20 protein-coding genes are annotated in these 24,114 nt (G+C 52.9%); 10 read left to right on the plus strand and 10 right to left on the minus strand.

The genetic code is table 11. The features are described from left to right. Positions 1 to 215: 215 nt before the first annotated feature. Together hemL and KOR42_RS07335 are read right to left on the minus strand one after the other, a co-directional pair. Positions 216 to 1,499: a glutamate-1-semialdehyde 2,1-aminomutase gene (gene hemL, locus KOR42_RS07330; protein WP_146508388.1), complete on the minus strand. Its 1,284-nt coding sequence runs from the start codon at positions 1,497 to 1,499 to the stop codon at positions 216 to 218. Positions 1,500 to 1,557: 58 nt separating this feature from the next. Beyond that, on the minus strand, positions 1,558 to 2,148 hold the full coding sequence (locus tag KOR42_RS07335; RefSeq protein WP_146508390.1) for an LURP-one-related/scramblase family protein: 591 nt from the start codon (positions 2,146 to 2,148) through the stop codon (positions 1,558 to 1,560). A 360-nt stretch (positions 2,149 to 2,508) separates the two neighbouring features. Between KOR42_RS07335 and KOR42_RS07340 the strand changes: the two genes are divergently transcribed. Further along, positions 2,509 to 3,330, plus strand: a complete 822-nt coding sequence (locus KOR42_RS07340) for a hypothetical protein (protein ID WP_146508392.1) — start codon at positions 2,509 to 2,511, stop codon at positions 3,328 to 3,330. An 87-nt stretch (positions 3,331 to 3,417) separates the two neighbouring features. Here KOR42_RS07340 and KOR42_RS07345 read toward each other — a convergent pair whose 3' ends face one another. The 3 genes from KOR42_RS07345 to KOR42_RS07355 all read right to left on the minus strand — a co-directional run bounded on the left by KOR42_RS07345 (position 3,418) and on the right by KOR42_RS07355 (position 7,090). Then, entirely contained in the window at positions 3,418 to 4,470 is a 1,053-nt protein-coding gene (locus KOR42_RS07345) for an RluA family pseudouridine synthase (RefSeq protein ID WP_197440950.1), read from the minus strand. A gap of 25 nt (positions 4,471 to 4,495) precedes the next feature. Next, entirely contained in the window at positions 4,496 to 5,416 is a 921-nt protein-coding gene (gene rfbA / locus KOR42_RS07350; protein WP_146508395.1) for a glucose-1-phosphate thymidylyltransferase RfbA, read from the minus strand. A gap of 396 nt (positions 5,417 to 5,812) precedes the next feature. Next, positions 5,813 to 7,090, minus strand: a complete 1,278-nt coding sequence (locus KOR42_RS07355) for a PQQ-binding-like beta-propeller repeat protein (protein WP_146508397.1) — start codon at positions 7,088 to 7,090, stop codon at positions 5,813 to 5,815. Positions 7,091 to 7,641: 551 nt separating this feature from the next. On the opposite strand from KOR42_RS07355, the gene KOR42_RS07360 reads away from it, so the two are divergent. Next, a complete protein-coding gene (locus tag KOR42_RS07360; protein WP_146508399.1) occupies positions 7,642 to 9,060 on the plus strand; it encodes a sigma 54-interacting transcriptional regulator in 1,419 nt (472 codons plus the stop codon). Positions 9,061 to 9,068: 8 nt separating this feature from the next. Here the strand turns inward: KOR42_RS07360 and KOR42_RS07365 are convergent, their stop codons facing one another. Continuing rightward, positions 9,069 to 10,364: a class I SAM-dependent rRNA methyltransferase gene (locus KOR42_RS07365; protein ID WP_146508401.1), complete on the minus strand. Its 1,296-nt coding sequence runs from the start codon at positions 10,362 to 10,364 to the stop codon at positions 9,069 to 9,071. Between the two features lie 244 nt (positions 10,365 to 10,608). Continuing rightward, a complete protein-coding gene (locus KOR42_RS07370) occupies positions 10,609 to 11,406 on the minus strand; it encodes a glycosyltransferase family 2 protein (protein WP_390620868.1) in 798 nt (265 codons plus the stop codon). A gap of 364 nt (positions 11,407 to 11,770) precedes the next feature. Here KOR42_RS07370 and KOR42_RS07375 point away from each other — a divergent pair, with 364 nt between their 5' ends. From KOR42_RS07375 to fabF, 7 genes are all read left to right on the plus strand, one after another. Further along, positions 11,771 to 12,874 carry a hypothetical protein gene (locus KOR42_RS07375; protein WP_146508403.1) on the plus strand — a complete coding sequence of 368 codons (1,104 nt, stop codon included), beginning with the start codon at positions 11,771 to 11,773 and terminating at the stop codon, positions 12,872 to 12,874. A gap of 113 nt (positions 12,875 to 12,987) precedes the next feature. Further along, on the plus strand, positions 12,988 to 14,847 hold the full coding sequence (locus tag KOR42_RS07380; protein WP_146508404.1) for a C45 family autoproteolytic acyltransferase/hydolase: 1,860 nt from the start codon (positions 12,988 to 12,990) through the stop codon (positions 14,845 to 14,847). A 188-nt stretch (positions 14,848 to 15,035) separates the two neighbouring features. Continuing rightward, entirely contained in the window at positions 15,036 to 15,215 is a 180-nt protein-coding gene (gene rpmF / locus KOR42_RS07385; protein WP_146508406.1) for a 50S ribosomal protein L32, read from the plus strand. Positions 15,216 to 15,396: 181 nt separating this feature from the next. Beyond that, positions 15,397 to 16,404, plus strand: a complete 1,008-nt coding sequence (gene plsX / locus KOR42_RS07390) for a phosphate acyltransferase PlsX (protein ID WP_146508408.1) — start codon at positions 15,397 to 15,399, stop codon at positions 16,402 to 16,404. A 238-nt stretch (positions 16,405 to 16,642) separates the two neighbouring features. Next, positions 16,643 to 17,551 (plus strand): ACP S-malonyltransferase, encoded by a 909-nt coding sequence (gene fabD, locus KOR42_RS07395; RefSeq protein WP_146508410.1) that lies wholly within the window; start codon positions 16,643 to 16,645, stop codon positions 17,549 to 17,551. 475 nt (positions 17,552 to 18,026) lie between these two features. Next, positions 18,027 to 18,257 carry an acyl carrier protein gene (gene acpP, locus KOR42_RS07400; RefSeq protein ID WP_261342041.1) on the plus strand — a complete coding sequence of 77 codons (231 nt, stop codon included), beginning with the start codon at positions 18,027 to 18,029 and terminating at the stop codon, positions 18,255 to 18,257. Positions 18,258 to 18,260: 3 nt separating this feature from the next. Continuing rightward, positions 18,261 to 19,502, plus strand: coding sequence for a beta-ketoacyl-ACP synthase II (gene fabF / locus KOR42_RS07405; protein ID WP_146508414.1), 1,242 nt, complete (start codon positions 18,261 to 18,263; stop codon positions 19,500 to 19,502). Positions 19,503 to 19,730: 228 nt separating this feature from the next. Here fabF and KOR42_RS07410 read toward each other — a convergent pair whose 3' ends face one another. The 3 genes from KOR42_RS07410 to KOR42_RS07420 are packed head-to-tail and all read right to left on the minus strand — an operon-like array spanning position 19,731 to position 21,928. Next, positions 19,731 to 20,309, minus strand: a complete 579-nt coding sequence (locus tag KOR42_RS07410; RefSeq protein ID WP_146508416.1) for an ATP-binding protein — start codon at positions 20,307 to 20,309, stop codon at positions 19,731 to 19,733. Continuing rightward, the gene (locus KOR42_RS07415; protein ID WP_146508417.1) at positions 20,306 to 21,055 is read right to left on the minus strand and encodes an MBL fold metallo-hydrolase; all 750 of its coding nucleotides are present in this window, start codon (positions 21,053 to 21,055) and stop codon (positions 20,306 to 20,308) included. The genes KOR42_RS07410 and KOR42_RS07415 overlap by 4 nt, the downstream gene beginning before the upstream one ends. Before the next feature lie 36 nt (positions 21,056 to 21,091). Continuing rightward, the gene (locus KOR42_RS07420) at positions 21,092 to 21,928 is read right to left on the minus strand and encodes a purine-nucleoside phosphorylase (protein WP_146508420.1); all 837 of its coding nucleotides are present in this window, start codon (positions 21,926 to 21,928) and stop codon (positions 21,092 to 21,094) included. A 597-nt stretch (positions 21,929 to 22,525) separates the two neighbouring features. Here KOR42_RS07420 and KOR42_RS07425 point away from each other — a divergent pair. Further along, a complete protein-coding gene (locus KOR42_RS07425) occupies positions 22,526 to 24,061 on the plus strand; it encodes a serine/threonine-protein kinase (protein ID WP_146508422.1) in 1,536 nt (511 codons plus the stop codon). The last annotated feature ends 53 nt before the right edge of the window (positions 24,062 to 24,114 follow it).

Raw genomic sequence — 24,114 nt, forward strand, 5'->3', positions numbered from 1 at the left:
AATTTGATAATCCCTGTCAGGAGACGACGTCCGTAAATGCTCGACGTTTCAACAACTAATGCTACCCGTCGCTTTGTAGGCATGTTTTGAGTGACCTGGAGGGGAAAATGAAGTGCAATTGACGCAGCATCATGTCGAGTAAGAGGGCTTTGATGCAATGTCGATGCACCAAAGCCCGCCTTCAGACAAAACATCTGCTTAAGTTGAGAAGCGATTTAGAGAGTTGCGAAAACCTCTGTCGCAGCGTTGACGGTGTTTTCTAAATCCTGCTCCGTGTGCTCTGCTCCGACGAAGTTTGCTTCGAACTGACTGCAAGGAAGATAGATTCCACGGTCGAGCATTCCGTGAAAATAAGCTGCGAATCGATCGGTCTGATTTCGAGCAGAAACAGTGTAGTTGACCACCTGATCCGGATTGAAGAACAGTGTGAACATGCTCCCCGCATGAGCGACGGAATGGTCGATCCCATGCTTTTGAGCGGCAGCGGAAAGCTTTTCAATCAGTTCGCTTGTCTTCGTTGCAAGCTCGGGATACGGATTGCTGTCTCGAAGCTCGGTCAGAGTGGCCAGCCCCGCAGCTGTCGCCAATGGATTTCCGGAAAGTGTGCCAGCTTGATAGACAGGCCCCACCGGTGAAACGGTCTTCATGATGTCTGCTCGTCCGCCGTACGCTCCGACCGGCAAGCCTCCTCCGACGATCTTTCCGAGTGTCGTCAAATCCGGAGTCACTCCGAAGAGTTCCTGCGCTCCACCGAGCGAGACTCGAAAGCCTGTCATGACTTCGTCGAAAATCAAAACGGCTCCCGAATCCGTACAGCGTGATCGCAGCGTTGAGAGAAATTCACTCGTCGGGACGACCACACCCATGTTGCCCACGACAGGTTCCAGAATTACACACGCAATCTCGTCTCCGAATTGATCGAACGCGGCATTCAATTGCTCAACGTCGTTGTATTCCAGCAAATGAGTATCGCGCGTGCAGCCTTCGGGGATTCCGGGGCTTGAAGGAGTTCCGAGAGTGAGAGCACCACTGCCTGCCTGCACAAGCAGACTGTCCACATGACCGTGATAACAGCCAGCGAATTTGATGATCTTGTCGCGACCTGTGAATCCGCGGGCCAGTCGAACCGCGCTCATTGTCGCTTCGGTTCCGGAATTCACCATCCGAACCATCTCGATGGACGGGACGAGTTCGACAATCAACTCGGCAAGGTCCGACTCGCGAACCGTGGGGGCTCCGAAACTTGTTCCGAGTTTCGTGGCTTCTTCAAGTGCCTTCGTGACCTTGGGGTGGCAGTGTCCCAGAATGTGAGGTCCCCACGAGCCGATGTAGTCGAGATAGCGATTTCCGTCGATGTCATAGAGATACTGACGTTCGCCGCGTTCGATGAAGACAGGCGTTCCACCAACTCCTCCGAAGGCTCTCGCAGGACTGTTGACACCTCCGGGAATCACTTTCTTGGCGCGTTCAAACTCCGCAGCACTTCGCGATCGATTCATAATTTGAGAACTTCTTTCCTCTATGTTTTCCTGGTAGAGACAGCTTCGACAGCGGTACTCAAGCTTCTTTGAGGACCATATCGATGCACATCACCGACCCGAGAATCAGCATCCGAATGGGATTGTCCATCGGAACATCTTCGGAAATCTCGAGCATGTAGTTGTCGGCACTGGTGAACATTTCTTTGCCGATCCCGGACCACTTTTTCGACACGCGCGCGAGTTCGATTCCATCGTGAAGAAAGCGAAAGTCCCAGCCGGTGAAACTCCCTTTCAGGTCGCAGAGAATCTGGTCATCTTCACCAAGAACGTGAAATGCTCCCCCAATCGAGAAGAATTTCTGCTTGAACCCTCCAATCCGGTCTCCATCGGAATCGAGCACATCCACTTTCGACAGGAAAAACGAGACTCCGCGGTGGATCGAGATGACGGGTTCGCCATCGGGACTGGAAATATGGACTTCGAAGGGGGTTAAGGTCTTGTAATCCGTGAATCTCAACAACTTGGTGATCCACCCCAGACGCGGCTCCCGGCAATTCAGAATGATTTCTCCGGTCGATGGATCGTAAACATCGTAGTTGCTGGACGCTTTGAACATTCCAACATGTTCTTTGACCAGAAACAGGTTACGTTTCAGTGCATCATGCATTCTGACGGTCCAGCGTGTTGCGGGGTGAGGAGGCTCGGGAAAGCTCAAAGTCTAGAGTTTCGGCTCTGATCTGGCGAATCCGAGCCGAACGAATGCCTCCAGAAATTCCGTTTTCTCACAGGGAATCGACGATCGAGCGCGCTCAGAGAACAATTTGGCCGCGAAGACGGTGCTGAGCATTCCCTACAATCCAAGCGACTGTCAATTTCTGATCCCCAGATGAATCTCTTTGAATTGGACAGCTCAAATGATAGAAATAATTGAGGCGAAAGTCGCCGAATCCACTGATGATGGAATATTGATTGTTTGACAAGACTGTCCCCCCTCCATGAACAATTACTCCTCCGGAGAGAGAATCAGATGAAGTGGTCCCTGGTATTCGCCCTCGCATTCGCCACCACATCCGGACTGGTGGCGTCAAGTGCCTCCGCTCAGGGCCTGATCTGGTCACTTCCGGAAGACGGAACCCTTGTTCGCTACAAGGGCGTTTACAAACAGACAAGCCGCCAACCGAATTCCACCGAAGGCGATCTTGAACTGTCCTGGGATCGCATCCTCGAGATTCGATCCGTTGGAACGGAAACCGGCGTCTACCACGGCGAAGAAGTTTCGTGTCGCTGGATCGAAATCAAAGTGGAAACCGGGCACTCTCCTGAAGGTGTTCTGGATGCAGGTCCCGGCGGGATTCGAATGTTCAAGCTGCTCGTGCCAGAGACAGAGATCCGAGGAACTGTGGATGTTCCCGTTTCTCAAGGACGTACGATCTTTGCGGCATTTCTTCCGATCGTGAAGGGGTATCGAAAGATTGGTGACGAACCGACTCAGGAAATCACTTCCGAAGTCTTTCAGCTCTATTCGGTCATCGCTCTACTTCGTCACTACCGGGAATTGAAAGCGGGTGAACAGTCACAAACTTCCGTCATCGCGGGAGACTTTCACACGACTCTCTACACCGGCACACTCGTGATGGAAACGAACACCTACCGGTCAACAAACACCGCAGAGATCCTGCAGTCGGACGAGTTTCCGTTTGGCGTTGTCGGATGGACCGCCAAGACTGTGACGGAAGAAAAAGGAACCACCGACCAGCGATCAGATTTCGCTGAAGTCACGATCATCGAAGAAGAGATGAAAGCGATCGCGATCGAAGAAGACGCTCAGTCGGAATTCCTCGTGAATTAGAAGATTCTCTGATTTGGTTTGCACTCACTCGCACCAGCGAACTCCGCCTTCTTCCAAACGAAGCAGCACAAGAAAGAGCAACTTGCTCTATTCGAGTTCGTGCCCGTCGAGAACTTCGTTCGCAGGCAATGACCTCGAATTGCTCTTGCTGAACTGCTCGCTGCCAAGAACCCGGAGAGTTGCAAGAAAATTACCGGAGAGGGGAGCGAGATGGCTCATCCAACGCTGTGTGACTGGGTGGCTGAAACTCAACTGGCAAGCGTGAAGTGCATGTCGCCGGATGGGCAAACCGGTCTCAACTTCACGCGAGGCATTTCCTTCCGATTTGTTATGAAACGGTTTGACGCGACCGTTTCGCTCATAAAATTCGTCGCCCACAATTGGGTGTCCCAAATGAGCGAGATGAACTCGAATCTGATGATTCCGTCCCGTCACCGGCTTGCAGAGAACGAGAGTATGGTCCGCAAACCGCTCGAGAACCTGATACGAGGTCTTCGCGGGTTTCGGCTGCAGAGCGTCGGGACGACATGACATGAGAACGTGTCGCCCAGTCGGAAGTTTGCCGATCGAACGGTCGATGACTCCCTGATCCTTTTCGATCCGGCCTTCAACCAGAGCGAGATACGTCTTGCTCACGCGGGACGTCTCAAACGCTTCAGAAAGTCCCACATGAGCCACATGCGTGAGCGCAACGACGATGGCGCCGCTTGTTTGCCGATCGAGTCGATGGACGATTCCGGGGCGGAGGAGGCCTTTGTACTTCGTGCGTTGATCAAGCAGGTACTGAACCCCATTGCATAGCGTTCCGCTTTGAACCGTTCCGACGGGATGCACAACCACATCGGGTGGTTTATTCACCACCATGATCCAGTGATCTTCGTAGAGCACTGGCAGCGTGAGTGGTTCCGGTTCAAGGAGTTTGTCCGGAGGCTCGATCAGTCGAACGCAGACCCGTTGGCCTTCGAAAACCCGTGTGACTTCGTTCACGGGAACCGAGTTGATCGTCACGCCCCCGGCCGCAGCGATTCGCTGGAGTCTCCAGGTTGTGTAGTTGCGGAAATGACGTGACAAGAACACATCGATGCGATGGCCGCTCAAAAAAGCTTCAACAGTCAATTCGAAGACAGGAAGCGATTTCACGTCCAACTGGGGTTCTCATTCGTGTTCAGGATTGCTGCGCGATTTTCAACACAGTGGGGTCGCGGCCGTCTTTCAACAGATCGAGCAGGTACTGCCCGTAGGTGTTTTTCTTGAGCGGCTCGGCGAGTTTCTCCAACTGCTGGTCGTCAATGTAGCCGAGTTGCCAGACAATTTCCTCCGGGACGCAGACTTTCTGTCCCTGACGCATTTCGACCGCTTCCATGAAGCTGGACGCCTGAAGCAACGACGATGGAGTCCCGGTATCGAGCCATGCGTAACCTCGGCCCATCAGCTCGACATTCAGTTTGCCGGCGTCAAGATAGCCTTGATTGACCGAAGTGATCTCGAGTTCACCGCGTGTGGATGGCTTCACGTTTTTGGCAATCTCAATGACATCGTTGTCATAGAAGTACAGCCCGGTCACAGCGAAACGTGATTTCGGTTTGGCCGGTTTCTCTTCGATGTCGATGGCTTTCCCGCCTTTGTCGAACGAGATCACCCCGTAACGTTCAGGGTCTCGAACCCGATACGCGAACACAGTCGCTCCGTCTGTCCGGGAGCCAGCATTCATCAACAGCTTCTGGAAATCATGGCCGTAGAAAATGTTGTCCCCAAGCACGAGGCAGACCCCGTCATCGCCGATGAAGGAATCTCCGATGATGAACGCTTCGGCCAATCCACGAGGCTCAGCTTGCTCCGCATATTGGATATTCACACCCAATTGCGAGCCGTCTCCAAGAAGTCGCTGATACTGTGGCAAGTCTTGCGGAGTGCTGATGAGCAGAATATCGCGAATCCCTGACAGCAGCAGCACGCTGAGGGGGTAGTAGACCATTGGCTTGTCGTAGACCGGAAGAAGCTGCTTGCTCACAACGGAGGTCATGGGGTGCAAGCGGGTGCCTGCACCACCTGCGAGGATGATTCCCTTTTTGGTTCGCTGGGACATTCTGCTGCCTTTGGTCAGTCGGCCAGTATTGAAGTGGGGGATTGAAACGGTTCTGACGAGTCGAATCGAAATGAACAAAGTCAATGAGACTTCTCAAGCGACGATAGGTCGGGGGAGTTTCATCCTCAACTGAAATCGCGAGTGTCACTCTGAGTGGCTGATAAGTCCTTTTGACTCACAGTCGTATTCGATCATATCCTCACAAACCGCAAAGCTGACGCAAGGACACATCAAAAATTGCTGTTGATGCTGCAATCGATTTTCCGCACGATCCGGCTCGAATGATCAACATCAACGAAAAAACTCCCAGACATCTTCGGCGATATCTGAGAGTTCTTTTGATCGCTGCGGTTGCACCTGCACTTTCAAAGTTCTGCAAGTGAAGTGCGGCAACGTTTACTTCTTGATGTCGTAGCAGAGAAGATCGTTCCCTTCGCGAAGGTACAACTTGCCTTCGAGGATCACGGGATGTGCCCAACTTGGTCGGCCACCGCTTCCTGGAACGGTGAATTCACTGACACGTTCGAACTTCTCGGGAGTTGCCTTCACCAGCGAAACTTCTCCACTCTGATATCGGAAGTAGAGATGGCCATCAGCTGCGACGACTGAAACTGAACCGGAACCCGTTCCTCGACCTTTCCACTTTTGCTCTCCGGTCATCAGATCGGCACAGAACGGAATCGGATTCGAATCAACGCCCCCGTAGATGTAGTCGCCAACGAGAACGACTCCGCCGTGTTTGTTGGAAAGGTGTGTTTGCAGCGGATAGACAACTTCCATGTTGACCTTGCCCGATCCTGCTGGAACCTGTCGAAGCAATGCTCCTCCGCGATTGTAACCGGCACAGAAGAAAACGAGGTCGTCACGGACGATTGGAGTGGGGATGACGGCTGTGGTCTTGTCGATGTCGAATGTCCAGAGAAGCTCTCCGTCGCTGGCACGCACGCCCATCGCTCCACTTCCGGTCGAGTTGACATAAACCTTTTCACCGCCGACATGAGAGATCACGACCGATGCGTGTCCGGCACCTCGATCTTCTGGCCGTGACGTTGACCATTTTTTCTCGCCGGTCTTTTTGTCGAGAGCCAGCATCGTGTTTTCAGGTCCTCCGGGAGTGCAGACGAGAGTGTCACCATCGATGAGGACGGACTCGCTGTATCCCCAGCTGTCAGCTTTTTTCCCGGAGAACTCTTCCTTGAGGTTTCTGCGCCAGATTTCTTCTCCATCTGTGCTTGCACAAATGAGTTCCCCGAATGCTGTCAACGCATACACTCGATTTCCGTCAACGGTTGGTGTGCTGCGCGTGCTCTGCCAGTCTTCTTTTCCGTTTTCCCAGGCGGGGCCGGTTTTCATTTTCCAGATCAAATCTCCGCCATCCTGATCGAGACAAATCAGATATTCATCCGATCCGGAATCCGGAAGGTGATCGCCCATCGTGTAAATGCGTCCGTCGACGATGGAAACGCTCGAGTAACCGATTCCCAGTCCCGATGCCTTCCAGAGCAGGGAAGGCCCACCTGATGGCCATTGTTCGAGAAGATCGGTGTCGGGCGCAACGTTGGTCCGTTCCGGACCGCGAAAGGTCGGCCAATCCTCATCACCGTTGGCGACAGCAGGGATCAAAAGCGAGAGAGATAACAATAGCGGCTTACAAATTCTGAAATGAATTGACATGGCGTTCACTTCTCCTGAGTTGTGATTTCATTCCTTGAAAGATTGACGACCTGCATGTCCTGGACCGGCAGGGAAAGAGCGTTCACAGGAGTTTCCGATTCCCATTAGTGTTCGTCAATGCTCTGAGGATTGTTGAACTGACAATGTCGGTGAATTTTGAGAACGCCTTCACACAGAAATAGGGCTCTCTCGACTGTGCTCGGTTTGATCGGTCTTCCCCGGCGAGCTAAAGCGTGAACGCAAATTGACATTATGACGGATTTGCGGTGGAACATTTTGATTCCGGTTGGAAACACTTCAACCGGGCTCATCGAATGCTGACGGGGAAGTCGACACATTTTATGGAGCCCTGGCATTCTGGACGTGCTCCCGAAACTGGATTCACCGAGTGAACGCTTCAGTCACTCATCGAGCAACAAACCGTTTCGGGTTGAGTTTCAGAATCTCAGCCACGGATTGGCAACTTCGACTTCACGCAAGAAAGGATTGAGAGGGTTCTGTCGATCAGATCACGTTCGGCAAACACTGACGGTTGATACGGAACTCGGTTCATGCGGAATTCATTGATTCTCACACAGGATTGCCAGCTCTTCAGCGCTCTGCAGGAGCGCGTGCAGCCGTTCGATGTCAACGTTAAGTTTTGTGAGGATGCTGCTTCCGTCAAAGGCTGGATGAAGCAATTCAAGACATCCTTCCTGTTCCTCGATCTTCGACCATCGCATCACTCTCTCGAAACAGACTCGTTCATCAAAGAGCTGAGTCGAGAAGGCACCCCTAGACCCACCGTCATCACTCTCAGTGACGGATCGCTGCCGTGTCAGGTTGCTGGTGAACTGTCGCTCGTTGCCGCTGCTCACTTGATCTTTGACGAAGAAACATCCCAACTGAATTCATGGGACAAAGATGCTCGTCGCAATTTTGAGCGTGTCATGAGTCGGGACGCGCTGTCTGAGATCCCCCAGTCGTGCACACTCGCCGGGACTTCACAAAGTCTCACGACTCATCAACCCGAGTTCTTCCAGGTTCTCGAAGACCTTCAACGGGTTGCGCATCGAGATGTGACTGTCCTGCTCATTGGCGAAACCGGGACCGGTAAAACGACGCTTGCACGCATCATTCATGAACGGTCCAAGCGGTGTGATGCTCCCTTCCAGCAACTGGCTTGTGGAGCACTGCCAGCTGAGATCATCGAGAGTGAACTCTTCGGTCACATTCGAGGAGCATTCACGGGAGCGGAACGAAATAAGATTGGCCGCTTTCAGGCAGCAGGCAAGGGAACATTACTTCTCGACGAGATCGACGTCCTCGATGTCAAACAGCAGGCGAAGCTTCTCAAAGTGATTGAGACCGGTGAGTACGAGATGGTGGGCTCAACTGAGCCGATGCAATCGGACGCGCGACTCATCACCGCCAGCAACATCAATCTCGAAGATTTGACCGGTTCCAATCGGTTTCGATCGGATCTCTACTACCGTTTGAGCGTGTTGGAGTTTCGGCTTTTACCGCTTAGAGAACGGCCGATCGACATCGTTCCAATGGCTGTAGAATTTGTCGAAGAATGCTGTCGGGAACATGAAATTCAGATTCAGTCAATTGATCTCGAATTTCTTCACGCTCTGCAGTCCTACTCGTGGCCCGGCAACATCCGTGAACTCAAAAACCATATTCGAAGGGCAGTCTTGTTCGCAGAGAACGGCCGATTACAGAAGTCGGATCTTTCCGCAAAAGTGACGGAGTCGCCCATCACCTCAACGATGAGTGATCCCGAGTTGTGCGAGAATCAGACGCTTGCCGAACAAGTCGCGGATAACGAACGCGAACTGCTGATGCAGGCACTCGAAGCCAACCGTCACAACCGGACTCGGACTGCTCAATCGCTTGGGATCAGTCGTGTTGGTCTCTACAAGAAGATGCGAAGACTCGGGCTGCTGGAAGACTCTTCACGTGGCGACCTGAAACGCGCGTCATGAAGTCGACGCTATCTCATCTTCATCCACAGGCACTTCAAGTACTCTGATTCAAGGCAATTCCCCGCGACAGGATGATCCGCTCCCGCTTGTGTTCGCATGAGGATTTGCGGGAGGCGATTTCCAGTTGCTGCCCGGACGTTGTATGTGAAGTCTGTCATTGAGAGCAGACCGGAACAGCTGCACGAGACAAGAAATCCATCGGGTGACACAACTTCCGATGCAAGCTGATTCATGTCGTAATACTTCTGCTTGCCGTCATCGAATTCATTTCGACTCCGAATCAACTTCGGTGGATCGAGAATCACGACATCGAAGGTTTGCTTGTTGCGAATGCTGTCGCGCAGATAGCTGAACGTGTCAGCGTGAATAAACTTGACCGCAGTATGATTGAGCTTTGCATTTCGTCGGGCCTGTCGAATGGCTTCTTCGTCGAGATCAACTGCGGTCACGGAAGCAGCTCCGGCGAGTGCGCAGTTGATGGCGAATCCTCCTGTATAACAGCACAAATCCAGAACGCTTTTGCCTTTGCAGAACTCGCGGATTCTTTGTCGGTTGTCACGCTGATCGCAGAAGTAACCGGTCTTGTGACCTTCGAACGGATGGACCTCGAATTTGGTTCCGTGTTCGGTGACGATGACCGATTCCGGAACTTTTCCGGACTGAAACCCATCCGCAATAAAACCCTCTTGTTCGAAAGTCATCGGCCCCGGGCGGACGATCCAGTGCGGTATCTTGAGTTGCTGCGACAGGAGACTGGCGAAGGCTTGAGATCGTTGAAACATCCCCAAACTAAACGCTTCCACGGAGAGAACGCTTCCGTAAACATCCGCGACGATTCCGGGAAAGCCGTCACCTTCGGCATGAATGACTCGGTAAGCATTCGTGGATTGCGTCAGTTTCAGTTCGTCATGTCGAAGTCGAATGGCACGCGCGACGTTTTGCTGCCAGTCGCGTCGCGTGATCGAGAAGTCTCCCCACTTGATAATTCGAATGGTCGACTCTGCGCGAGGATTCCAGATTCCCAGCCCGATTTTGTCCCCCGAGTCCGAAACGACCCGCACCAGATCTCCATGCTGAGCGGAGGCATCTACCGACGCGATGCGTTTTCGGAAAACGGTCGGATGCCGGACGTAGGCTTTCAGTTTCGCGAGAGGAATCGTCGCGTCAGTCGTGACATCCAATTGACGTTGGAGCGTGTGCGAAGGATCAAGGGGAAAAGTGCTCTTCTTGCGGCGAGGAGGCTTCTTTGAGTGTCTCGCGGAAGTTTTGCGTTTGTCGAATTTGCGTGGCTGACGAGGTGGCATCTTTTTGCGCTACTAAGGCACTTGGGCTTTTGTGCCAATTCAATAGAGACAAAGCCGTGCGACCTCGGTGTATGCACCGGATCGCTGTGACGGACTTCGTTTCCGAATGCGAACAGTGAGTGAAGATGCTGATCGTACGCAACGTCTGCCGGTCCGGTTACCCAACAGGCCCTTGAAAATCGATAAAAACTCATTTGAAGCGATCGTGGTCCCCGGATTTCCGAGCGGGACCATGACTCAGAATTTAATCTTGATCGTTCGATGATTCCGTCTCTTTGGGGCGGAAAATTTGGCTTGAGTAGATGTCGAGCCGGTGCAGGAAGAATTTTGCCAACACGCCCAACGTCGCGATTCCGTATTGGGTGCTGCGACGGAAATTGATGCTGCTGGCTTCATCGAAGTAGCGGACCGGGACGGGAATGTCACCGATTCGAAAGCCAAATTCGACAGCTTGTGCGAGCAATTCGCTGTCGAAAACGAAGTCGTTGGAGTTGTTGTGATACGGAATAGTCGTCAGGACTTTTCGCGAATACGCTCGAAACCCTGAATGAAAATCACCCAGATTCTGGCCGAGGGCAATGTTCTCAATTGTCGTGAGAACACGATTCGCCAAGTATTTGTAAACCGGCATTCCTCCCTGAAGGGCTTCTCTCCGGGTCCGAATCCGTGAGCCAAGGACGACGTCGCAGATTCCGAGCCGCAGAAATTCGATCGCTGCCCCCATGATGCGGCTGTCATATTGATAATCGGGATGAATCATCACGACGTAATCGGCACCGTGGGCAATGGCGTGGTCGTAGCATGTCTTTTGATTTCCCCCGTAACCCAGATTCTGATCATGCTGGATGACGGTGACTCCCAACGACTTGGCGACTTCAACGGTTTTGTCCGTGCTGCAATCGTCGACGAGAATCACTTCGTCAATGACTCCTTTCGGAATGTCCTTCAGAGTCCGCTCGATGGTTGCCTCAGCGTTGTAGGCGGGCATCACCGCGATCGTGTGTCGCTTGAGGGTATTGTCAGCCGAAATCGCATGGAGCATGGATTCGATGCGTCCGAGTGCGTGGCTGGTCGAGTCGAGAGAGTATGTGGAGTCCGGCACGTCGTTGCCTTCCAGGAAACTGGCGAGAAAATGGATCTGGAAGAAAACTTCCGCGAAAACTCTAGCTCAGCCCTCAGACCGTGCAGCCTGTGATGCAAAGAGACAACAAGGTGTCGTGCGAATCATGCCGATTATGGGTGATTTGCGAGTGGTGATGATACGAAGTCCGGTTGCCGATCGACTGCAACTGCGATAATTTGGAAGGGAACGACATGCTTGAGAAACGACATCGAGTGAGCAAACAGTGTCTAAATTGTCCTGATTTTTCCCGCATCCGGTGGATTCAGTTCCGGAGACCGCTCACGTGACACTCGTTGATCAATCCGATTCAGATCGGAATTCTGTGGAGAGCGAAACGGGCTCAACGTTTCGAGTGCCTCCGCTCGTTCAGAAGCCGCCTCGTCCGAGTCGATTGACCTGGCTGGAGCGCAACAGCATTTCTCTCGGCTCCTCAGCCGTGCTGCACATCTGGATCATCGCCGCACTCGGTTTCCTCATTTTTCCGGTCATGAGACGCCCGGAGCAATTTGCCGTCGATACAACTGTCCGGTTTGAATCTCCTCCCATTGCAATGGCGGAAGAGACAGTCGTGACTGCTTCTTCAGAAGACGCCAAAGTGTCAACATTCGATGCCGTGAGCGAAGAGGACGTGGAGACTCAAGTCGAGGGAGATCTCGGAAACTCGACCGGAGAACTCGCTTCCACGGTTCAACCAGTGGAAAAAATCGCTCCCGGTGCGAGGTCCGCCGAAGAGAATTCTGCATCGAATGAGGGATCAAAACCTGACGCCACAGTAATTGGAAATCGCCGAACTCTCGCGGGGGGAAAGTCCGGGGAAGTGACCGTCTCTCTGATCTGGAACACGTTTGACGACCTCGATTTGCATGTCTGGAATGCAAACGGCCATCACGTCTGGTTTGGACACCGTGAGAGTCCAGATGGCATGCTCGATGTCGACGCAAACATCATCCCGACCACTGATGAACCGATCGAGAACTATTTCGAAGAGAAAGCTCGTCCCGGGTACTATCGCTTTTCCGTCGATCTGTATCGCTGGAGGTCAAACAAGCCCGTTGAGTTCACTCTGGGCGTCTGGGTGCGTGGCCGGGAAAAACTCTATCGCGGAAGAGTCATGACAGAAATGAAAACTGTCGGAGGCTTCGAACTGGAAATTCCGGAAGATGGCGAGGATGATCAAATCACTCTGGTCTGGTTGAATGACAATGAAGTTCGCCGAATTGCCATTTCAGAAGAGAAGAAGAAACTGTTCCGCGAAGTTCAGGGGGTTCGTCGATTTCGCTCCACTGCAACTCGCAAACTTCAGGAATTTATCAGCAAATATCCCGACAGCCTCGAAGCGGTCGAAGCTCAGGAGCTTCTCGAATCCATCCAGAAACGCGGTCGATAGAACTCAATCAACTCACTGCCGGACGTTGCCCGGATTACCTAAGCCCGTTGCTGAATTTGCACATTAAAATACCTTCAAGCGACGACTCCAGTTCATAGAAGCGAGAATCATCAATGAGACACGGTCAATGTGTGATGTGGGGAGTCTTCTTTCTCACGTGTTTTCTGATCACTCCGCTTCAAGCGGAAAGTCCAACAACAGCATCTTCGTCGCTTGCCTCGGACTTAGTGCCGCTCTGTCGCGTTCTGTCCGGAGAGAACCAAACGACCAGTCTTCGGTTGAAACTGGTCCCGGAAATTGACGGCTCACCGCAGGATGTGACTGTCGAGTTGCAATCCGACGCGGACGGAAACTATCGCTTCTCTGCTGATCACGCCGAATACGCGATTGAAGTTCGACGTCAGGAGTCCGCCACGACAATCCTGCTTCCGAAGCATCAGAAGGCGATTGTCGGGCAAGGGGCAGTCGACGGTGACGACACACTTATCGCTCAGGGAATCGTCAATCGCCTCGTTTCGATCGATTCTGACTGGAAAAAATACGTGCCCCTCGCTCAGGCGGCCGACCCGAATGCGATTGCTTTTCTGCTCAAGACGGTCGCTCAGATTCAACCGGGAGCCCCCCCCCACTCGTGGAGACTCGGCGGGGAAAACTCTCTTCAGTTTGAGGAGGGAGGACATCTCATCAAAGGCACACTAGAAAACGCCCGTTTCGAATTTGAAATCAGTGAGTTGGAGCAATCGAGTGCTCTCGATTTGAAAAGCGACTCTCTGAAGGGCTCCGACTTTGAAGTGACCGAGATTCCGCGAGAGGAATTGGAACGGACCCTGTCACGCGGGATTCGTCGGGCCACGGAAATCCTGTCACCATCTCCCCGGTTGACGCATCCCCCACAAGATTCGAGAACCGTACCCCACGGAGAATTGAAGTGGGTTCATGGCCACAGAGTGGCGATTCTTCACGGAACCCCGGAAGAAATCGGAACCGCTCACGGGAATTTGCTGAAAGATGAGATTCTCAAGACCGTCGATTCCGTGATGTATACCTTCGGAACAGTCAACATGGTTCGCTCTGGGAAGTGGTTTCGAGTGGAACTTGATGAGGCTTACGAACGGCTTTCTCCACACATTCCCAAAGACCATCTCCGCGAAACTGTCGCGATGGCGAATGCAGTCGGAGTTGACACCGAGCTGGCTCTCGTCGTGAACGTGTTTCCCGAACTCTTTCACTGTTCAGGGTTTGCAATCTTCGGTTCAGCCACGACTGACGGAAAACTTTACCATGGTCGCGTGCTCGATTACATGACAACCATCGGGCTCCAGGACGCTGCCACGACGTTCATCGTCTCGCCGAATGAGAAGATTTCGTTTGCGAATGTCGGATACGCCGGATTCATTGGTTCCGTCACCGGAATAAATTCGCAGGGGATTTCACTTGGCGAAATGGGAGGCCGAGGAGAAGGGCAATGGGACGGCGTTCCAATGGCGACGCTGATGCGAAGGGGGCTTGAAGAATGTTCATCACTCGCTGAAGTGATGGACCTGTTTGAATCGAGTCCCAGAACGTGCGAGTATTATTACGTCTTTGCCGACGGAAATCGAAACGAGGCTGTCGGAGTGGCAGCGACTCCCGAAGCCATTGAGTTCATCAGGCCCGGTCAATCACACGAACGGCTTGGTGAGGGGATCGAGGATTGTGTTGTCTTGTCAGCAGGCAACAGGTTGACGACACTGCGCGAACGAGTGATCGCCCAGCATGGGAAAATCGACACGACTGCCGCAATCCGTCTCATGGATCGCCCTGTGGCAATGGAATCGAACCTGCACAACGCACTCTTCATACCGGCCGACGGTGTTCTGTATGTGGCCAATGCGGATCATGACTCGCCAGCAGCTGAGCGACCATATGTCCGGCTGGACCTTCGGGAACTCCTCACAGAGACAGTCAACAGCGACCTGATTTCGGAAAATTAGCAAAAATCTGATTCAGATCGTCAGAGATCATGACTTCTCCGAAGGAATCTCGCCCGTCAAGGGGTGTGGTTGCTTGACACAAATTTATGGACTGCCATAGGATACGCGACTCGATGGGTGGCGGGTTGAAGGATCGCCGACCCTCTATGGTTCACGTAACACTTAATAGCTAAAGGGGATCCGGCGAGATGGCTGTTCCCAAAAGACGACAATCCAAGGCTCGGTCACGGAAGCGCCGAAGTCATAACGCTTTGAAACCAATGAAGTTGCAGTACTGTCCTCAGTGCGGGACAGCCGTTCCTTCGCATGTGGTTTGCCCGAATTGCGGTCATTACCATGGTCGTACAATGATTGAGACAGAGGATTAGTGGTCGAATCGGACATTCGATTCGCTTCGAAAGACAATCGCCACGCTTTGGGTAGGTTTTCTGGTCGGTCGAAGGGTTATTGGCGGAAGGCTCAAGGACTCTTCTTGTGTGAACTTTTGTCACCACTGACGTTGACTGACTTCTTCAGCCCAATTGAGGTCAGAACAGGATCTTGAAACCAATGCGAATTGCACTGGACGCTATGGGCGGAGATGATGCGCCCCTTGTCAACGTCGCTGGAGCGATCGAAGCTCTCCAGGAACACTCCAATCTTGAAATCTCTCTTGTTGGCGACCGTCAGGTTGTTGACGAGATGATTGACAAGCAGGGGTATTCCGGAGATCGACTGGAAGTTGTCGAGGCAGACGGTTTTGTCGGCATGCACGAAAAGCCGATGGACGCTCTTCGGCAGAAGCCCAATTGCTCGATTGCAAACTGTTGGAAACTGATGGCGGCCGGGCAGGTTGATGCTGTCATCAGTGCTGGAAACACTGGGGGAGTTGTTGCCGCCGGGCTGCGAACTCGACTCTTCCTCAAAGGAGTGAAGCGTCCCGGGATTTCCGTCGTTCTTCCGACCGTTACAGGACGCTCCGTCCTTCTCGATGTCGGAGCAAATCCGGGAGCACGTCCTGAACATCTCGCGCAATACGCGATTATGGGGACTGTTTTCGCTCGTGAAATGCTGCAGGTCGAATCTCCACGAGTCGGTTTGATGAACATCGGGAGCGAAGACGGGAAGGGGACTCCATTCATTAAGGAAGCCCACGATCTCATCGTTCAGGGTCCGGTCGCTTCGAACTATATCGGAAATATCGAGGGACGCGGGCTGTATCAGGGTGAGGCGGACGTCATCATCTGTGAAGGCTTTGTGGGGAATGTCGTTCTCAAGGTTTCTGAGGGAATGGCGTCGATGATGATGCAGCGAGTGGCCCATCAGGTCCTTGGTTCGCTGAACGGAGAAAAATCGGCCGCCGAAGAAGCATTCGGGAAAGTTGGGCGAAGCTTCGAATACAACGAATACGGAGGCGCGCCTCTCCTTGGAATTGATGGAGTCTGCCTCATTTGTCACGGTTCGAGCGACGCACGTTCGATCCGAAATGCGTTGAGTACAGCACTCACCTTCGGGGACCGAAAGGTCAATCAACAAATCGTGGAGACACTGTCAGTTCAGGCTGCTGCCAACGGTTAAGGCTTCTTCCTGACAATGGCGACACCAGTCCGCTGCACGCGATCGATTTATGCAGGTCAAGGCAACCTTTGCCTAACGGTTTGAAGTCAACGGGAGCCGTTCGTCGGCGTGCTATGCGCACATCAGCCGCAGTTTCCCGCGTACTCACTCGAACAGCTTGAAAAAGTTCTCGTCCTCTTTTCTGGTGCGAATTCGCGAAGACCTGTTCGAACAATGCTCTCAATCAGGAATACGAAACATGAGTCGAATTGGGTTCCTCTTTCCAGGACAAGGCGCTCAACATGTCGGGATGGGAAAGCAAATCGTCGATCAATATCCGGCGGCAGATTCGCTTTTCGATCAAGCGTCTGAAATTCTGGGTTATGACCTGAAGAAGCTTTGCTTCGAAGGCCCGTCCTCAGAACTTGATTCGACGGTTTACAGCCAGCCTGCGATTTTCGTCACCAGTCTGGCATGTCTTGAAAAACTCCGTGCGGATTCCCCGGACGTCATTCTCTCCTGCGAAGTCGCTGCAGGACTGAGCCTGGGAGAATATACCGCTCTTGTGTTCGCAGGGGCGATGAGTTTCGAGGACGGGCTGCGAGTGGTGCAGCAACGTGGACAAGCGATGCAAGATGCGGCCGATGCAACTCCGTCGGGAATGGCCAGCGTTCTGATGCTCGATCTCCCCGACGTTGAGAAGATTCGGGACGAAGCGCAATCGGCGGGGATCGTCGAAATTGCGAACTACCTGTGCCCCGGGAATTTGGTCCTGTCAGGCGAGAATGCCGCAATCGAACTCGCAGTGGAGTTGGCAGAAAAGGCAGGTGCTCGAGTCGTCCCGCTTGCCGTGGCGGGGGCGTTTCACACAGAGATCATGAAACCGGCAGACGATCGGTTGAAGAAGGCGCTCAGCGAAGTCGCCATCACAAGTCCGAAGCGGCCCGTCATTTCAAATGTCGATGCTCAGGCACACTCTGACCCTGATGAGATCAAAGACGTTCTCGTCAGGCAGGTCATCAATCCGGTTCGTTGGGAAGACTCCGTTCGAAGCATGCTTGAATCCGGTGTCGATGAATTCTACGAAATTGGTCCGGGCCGCGTTTTGACAGGGTTGCTGAAGCGGATTCAGCGAAAGACTCGGTGCACTGCAATCAACGATTCGTAACGCTCAATTCGAGATTGGTCTCAAAAAAAAACGCGATCGTTTCAATATTTTTCGAGTGGCGTGAGCGAAGCCGCATCGCCTGAAGAAGTCGTCTGCTCGTGAATCATCTCAATGATTCGGGCCGACGCGAATCTTGCGAAGATTCCTGTTGTTTCCGATTTTGATTTTATGCGAGAATCGCTACAAGGTGCTGTTGGAGGGTTTCTCAAACGGCGCCCCCCAACTCAAGCAGGAACTTGTTCCGAATCACACTTGAAAGAAGCCAATGTGAGCGAGGAACTTCCGACTTGATCAAGACATTCCGGTTATCACGACATCTCCGGACCCATTACCGTTTACACATCATTCAAAAGCCGCTATATCTTCCGTCAACCGCCGTTTTTATGATTCGTTCACAGATCATGAATCGGTCGGAAGGCCCGCAAATGAGAATGGGCCCCAGGACGGTGTTGAGTAATCCATTAAGGAGTCAGAAGTGGAAGATAAGATCATCTCAATTGTGAGCGAGCAATTGAGCGTATCCAAGGACGAAATCTCTCGAGAGAGCAACTTTATTGATGATCTTCAGGCCGATTCTTTGGACCTGGTTGAACTGGGAATGAAGTTCGAAGAAGAGTTCGGAGTTTCAATTCCTGATGAAGACTACGAAACGATGAAAACTGTTGGCGATGCCATCGATTACATCAAGCAACGGGAGAATGCTTGAGCCATGCTGAAGCGAGTCGTTGTCACCGGCTTAGGCGTTGTCACCTCTCTTGGCTGTGAAGTCAGCGAGTTTTGGGACAGCATCTGCGCTGCCAAAAGTGGCGTCAGTAAAATTCGTCGTTTCGACTGTTCCAACTTCAAGGTTCAGTTCGGGGGAGAAGTGCAAAACTTCGAGCTCACCGAACATATGGACCTTCTTGAAAAGGATGTTCGACGCCTTGATCGCTTCGTGCAGTTTGCCATGGCAGCTGCCCAGAAGGCGATTACAGATTCCGGGATCGACTTCGCAAGTGGTGACCCGTACCTGCACGGAGTTCTCGTCGGGTCTGGAATTGGCGGGCTGAACGAAATTGAGCAACAGCACTCAATTCTGTTCGACCGTGGTCCGACCCGCGTCTCACCGTTGATGATTCCGAAGCTGATGGTGAATGCCGCCAGCGGAAACATCTCGGTTCGATGGAAACTCAAAGGTCCGAATAGTGCTGTTGCGACGGCATGTGCGTCCGCAACCAATGCGATTGGTGACGCCTATCGCTTGATTCAGCACGGCCAGGCGAAAGTCATGGTGACCGGCGGAAGCGAAGCAGCCGTCACACCGATGGGGCTGTCTGGATTTGCAAGAATGCAGGCACTGTCGACACGGAACGATGCACCCGAAGCTGCCAGCCGACCGTTTGACGTCGATCGCGACGGTTTTGTGATGGCGGAAGGGGCGGGGATTTGTGTTCTCGAAGAATACGAGCATGCCCGTTCTCGCGGAGCAAATATCGTCGCTGAAGTTCTTGGATACGGAATGTCTGCGGACGGAAGTCACATGACTGCTCCGGATCCGGAAGGTCGCGGTGCTGCAAGAGCGATGCAAGGGGCATTGAATGATGCTGAGATCAGCGCCGACTCAATCAGCTATGTGAACGCTCACGGAACGAGTACTCCGTTAGGCGACAAAGCTGAGACGATGGCGATCAAGAGTGTCTACGGAAATCATTCCCGCACGATGCCTGTGTCGAGCACGAAGAGTCAGCTTGGGCACCTGTTGGGAGCGTCCGGAGGCGTTGAGTTCGTTATTTCGTCTTTGGCGATTCGTGATCAGATTGCTCCACCGACAATCAACCTCGATCATCCCGACGAAGCTTGCGATTTGGACTATGTGCCAAACGAAGCTCGGCGAATGCAGATTGACCGGGTAATGACCAACAGCTTCGGATTCGGAGGGCACAACGCCTGTCTAATCCTGGGCAAGGTCTGATCCTTAGTCACTTTTTCGCGGACCAGTTGAGTCGTCATTGACGCAGAGGCAATGATGCAACAGGTCCGAAGCATTAAGCAATCGTGCTTAGTGCTGTTGTTGCGCTTGCCCGCGCACTCTCTTTGAGACCGTATTCTTTCGCCATTCCTTCGCGCTCAAAGACTTTCGCTCAAAGACTTTCGCTCAAAGATAAAGATGCCTGAGTGACGTATTCCGGGTTTCAGGCACTCAGGTCGAGAGTTCTTCCGAGAAATGATTGTAGAGTTCGCGGAAGCATTCGCGGATATTTCCCCGGTTCCTGCGAAACAGCTGAGCGAGCCTTGCTTCCGAACAGGCTTCTTCGCCTGCAAGGGACCTCGTGAAGCGAATGAGTTGTCGCGGTGTGCTTTGGCAAGTGTGAAGTGTCGGCATTCGCCCCGGTCGATGGCACGAAATGACCAATCCGCGAAGCTTTTGGCTCTCTTCCTGGACTCTTCTCCAATCCCACCAATTCAAGAGACCGGCGGTATCGAGAAGAAGAATGTGTGTCGCGGGAAGATCCTTCATGGTTTCCCGGAACTTCCGCAGATTGCGTCGACTGCCATCATCTTGTAGTCGCAGCAACGTCACAGGGATCTGACGACGTTGAAGTTCTCGAAAGAGGTCTCGTAGAAGCGTTGTCTTGCCTGTTCCTTTTCGGCCGACAATGGCACCACGAAAGCCGCTTTGTTCCATCGATGCAATCAGTTCACCAAGAGATCCTTCATCGAACCGGTATTCGAGGTTGTCGATGTTCTCCGACCGGAAGGGGTTGGCGCGTGCTCTCATTTCGCCAGATCAATTGTCAAGCCATCATCTGCGATCGTGACGTTGGGATAGACACGGGTCAAAGCGTCCAGCCCAATCGGGTCATCGTCAAGGTTCAAGGGGTCGACGTGTGTGACCACGAGTCTCCCGACGTTAGCGTCTTTCGCCAAACGGGCGAGCGACGATGTGTGTGTATGCCCGGTCGTTTTTGCCCACTCCAAATTGTCGTCCGGGAAATAGCATTCATGGATCAAGAGATCGGCGCCGCGAACGAATTCTGTGTAAGTTCCATCAACGGTTGTGTCGGTCACGTACGCGATTTTCTGGCCGTCCAGCTCGAAGCGGTAAGCCGTTGAGCCCCCGGGATGAGTGGTCAGGGGAAACGACTCGATCTCAATTCCGTTAGCAAGCTCGATAGTGTCGCCAGCGGTGAATGCGTGAAATTCGAATGGAGGTCCGACGGGAAAGATGGCTTGCGAAAAGAGCGAATCCCGGACGGCATCGAGGATGTTCTGAACGCCGAACAGTCTCATTTTTTCGACGCCCTGGATCAGCGGGAGGGTGACGAGATAGGTCAGTCCGCAGATGTGATCGAGATGAGCGTGAGATAAAAACAGATCAAGCGTTTTCGTCTCAAGGTGCTCAGCGATTCGGAAGCCCGCTGTTCCGCAATCGAGAACGAGTCCAATTTCGGGGACCATCAGGCACGTGGTGTGGCGGCGTTCGTTGGGGTGAAATCCCCCAGTTCCAAGAAATTCGATTCGCATGCGGCGACTCGCCTCCGGGTGCCGAATTGTGATTGGTTACGCCACGGTTTCTGCTTCACGCTTCAGCAGCCCCCGAACGATTGATCTCAAATGAGGCTCTGCCTCGTTCGCAATCGCGATAATTTCTTCGACGTTTGCTGGTTTCAAAGCATCGGGCAGACACATGTCTGTGACGACGGAAAGGGCAACTGTCCGGAGCCCTGCATGGACCGCCACGAGAACTTCGGGAACCGTTGACATTCCGACGATGTCGGCCCCGATCATTCTCAGGAAACGGTACTCTGCTCGCGTTTCAAGATTCGGTCCCGCGATGGCGACGAAGACACCTTTCTGAGCCCGGAAATTGTCGGCGCGAGCAATTTCAAGTGCGGCGTCTCCCAGCTTCTGGTCGTATGGAGCGCTCATGTCAGGAAAGCGTGGACCGAGTCGGTCATCGTTGATGCCGATCAACGGGTTGTCTCCCATCAGGTTGATATGGTCATCGACAACGACAATATCGCCCGTCTGGAGATAAGGGTTCATGCCGCCCACGGCATTGGAAGCAATCAGAAGCTCAGCTCCGAGAGCTTTGAAAACTCGAACAGGCAGAGTCACTTGCTTGAGGGAATATCCCTCGTACATGTGATGACGCCCTTCCATCGCAATCACTGGCAACCCGCTCAACGTTCCGCAGACAAGCCGGCCTCGGTGACTCGTGGCAGTCGATTTCAGAAAATGAGGAATTTCCTCATAGTCAAAAACCGCTTCTGTTTCGATATCGCTGGCGAGATTGCCCAAACCCGTACCCAGGATAATCCCAGCATGTGGCGTACGATCCCACTTTGCTTGAATGACCGAACAGGCTTCCTGGATCTGATTGTAGAGTTCGAGCATGATTAATTGCTGGCCTGGGAAAATTCTGGCGAAATTTGGAAGCGCCAAACCGTGTGGGACGTTTTTTGTGTTGCCAGTCGCTGGGATTGAGTCAGGAGATGATACCAAAGAGCCTGTTTCCCGAGGAATTCAACTCAAATCCTGATGCAGTCCAATGCGCAGCATCGAACGAAAACCCCACAAACGGCTCAATTCTGAACGTTTTCGGTTGGGGGAAGCACTTATGCGAGCTTCTTGGCACAGGTCTTACAGCGAACCCGTTTGCCTTTCTTTCCGACAACGACTCCGCACTTGGGGCATCGCTTCTGCTTCCGTTCCTTCTTCAGCTTTGTTCGCGGTCTCAGTACCATCTCAGCAACCTTTAGCTTTCTTTCACAGTATTTTGAGTGCTCCCAATCGAGAACGATGGCGAGCAAGCCAGCAAGTTATCGTATGAGGCAACTCGCTTCAACGTCGACCGTGGAATCCTTTGTACAGTATCCGGTTAAAGTCCACACAGCTCGAATTCCAGAGTTGTCCGACGCGCAACCTTTCCACATTCCTCACTCTTTGCCATGATAACCTCACTACCTTGGCCGAATTGACGGATAGTTTTCCATGGCGGAATCTGATTCCAACCTCCCCGATGAACAAACGAATGTCGATGACACTACATCGATGCCGCCTTCTTTTTCCGCATCGGGAGAGATGGTCCCCCAAACGGATTCGATTCTTGATGACTTCCGGCTGCTTCGGCGGTTGGGAAAAGGAGGAATGGCAGAAGTCTGGCTGGCCGAGCAAGAATCTCTGAAGAGAAACGTTGCTCTGAAGTTGCTTCGTCCTGATCTCACGGAAGATCAAACCTATGTCGCCAGATTTCAGGCAGAAGCCAAGGCAGCGGCAGGTCTGAACCATCCCAATATCGTTCAGGTCTATACGGTCGGCGAAAATCACGGTCAGTATTTTATTGCTCAGGAGTACGTCGAAGGGGCTACTCTCAAGAGTTTTATTCAGAAGAAGGGGCCTCTCGAGCCCAAGCTCGGACTGCGGATCATGCGGCAGGTGGCGTCCGCTCTGCGTTCAGCTGCCGAGAAAGGGATCGTTCATCGGGACATCAAACCCGAAAACATCATGCTCAACCGCAAGGGCGAAGCAAAAGTGGCCGATTTCGGGTTGGCACAGCTGCAGGGAGGCGAGCGGCTCAACCTGACACAGGAAGGTGTCACGATGGGGACGCCTCTGTATATGAGTCCGGAACAGGTTAGCGGAAGAAAACTGGATCAGCGGAGCGACATCTACTCGTTCGGGATCACGAGCTACTACATGTTCGCGGGGCATCCTCCGTTTGAGGGGGAAAATGCCGTCAGCGTTGCTGTGAAGCACTTGCATGAGACGCCCACGCCACTCGAAGAGATTCGACCGGACCTTCCCAAGGTCATCTGTCAGGTCATCAACAGGATGACTGAAAAGAGTCCTGATGACCGGTATGCGTCAGCGGAAGATGTACTCAACGATGTTCGCAAGATTGCCAAAGCTCTCGAAACCGGTGACTCGGTCAACGATCTTTTCGCCGATTCTGCCCCCTCCGCAAACGCGTTCCCGACGAACCGACCTGCGGCAGTTCTGACACTGCTTTGCATTCTTGCAGCACTTGCTTCGGCCGGGGTCAGTCTTGCCACACGTCAAACGATTCCGGAAGCGAATCCGAATCTAATTCATTCCTCGATACCAAAAATGGATTCGGCGCGTGAGCAGTTTATTGACGCAATGTTTCGCGTTGACAGTGAAGATGCATTCAAGGCAGTCATCCAATACCATCCGACCGACACCGGATACGTCAACCGGGCGCACGAGCAACTCGCTTTGCAGTACCTGCACGATCCAAACCGAAAAGCGGATGCGGAACGTCAGCTGAATCTGCTTCGGGATATTCAGACAGAAGAGTACATTACGAAGGCGCGGATTGGGAAAGCGTACCTTTCGGCAATCGAAGGGAACATTTCGCTGGCCAAGTCAACATTGGCGGCGCTTCCCGCAGACTATCAGGATCGGTTGAGCGAAAGCTGGCGTCAGCGTGAGGAAGACGCTCGACGCATTATCAGTGAGTCTGAGGAATCCTCTCAAAATCGTGTGCCCGAAGACTCCTCGTCTTAAATTCAAAGTGCCATCTCCGTTTGTGCTTTGGACTCACTCTCCCCAGAAAAAAC

Source organism: Thalassoglobus neptunius (assembly GCF_007859735.1).
In the GTDB taxonomy this organism is placed as follows: Bacteria; Planctomycetota; Planctomycetia; order Planctomycetales; family Planctomycetaceae; genus Thalassoglobus; species Thalassoglobus neptunius.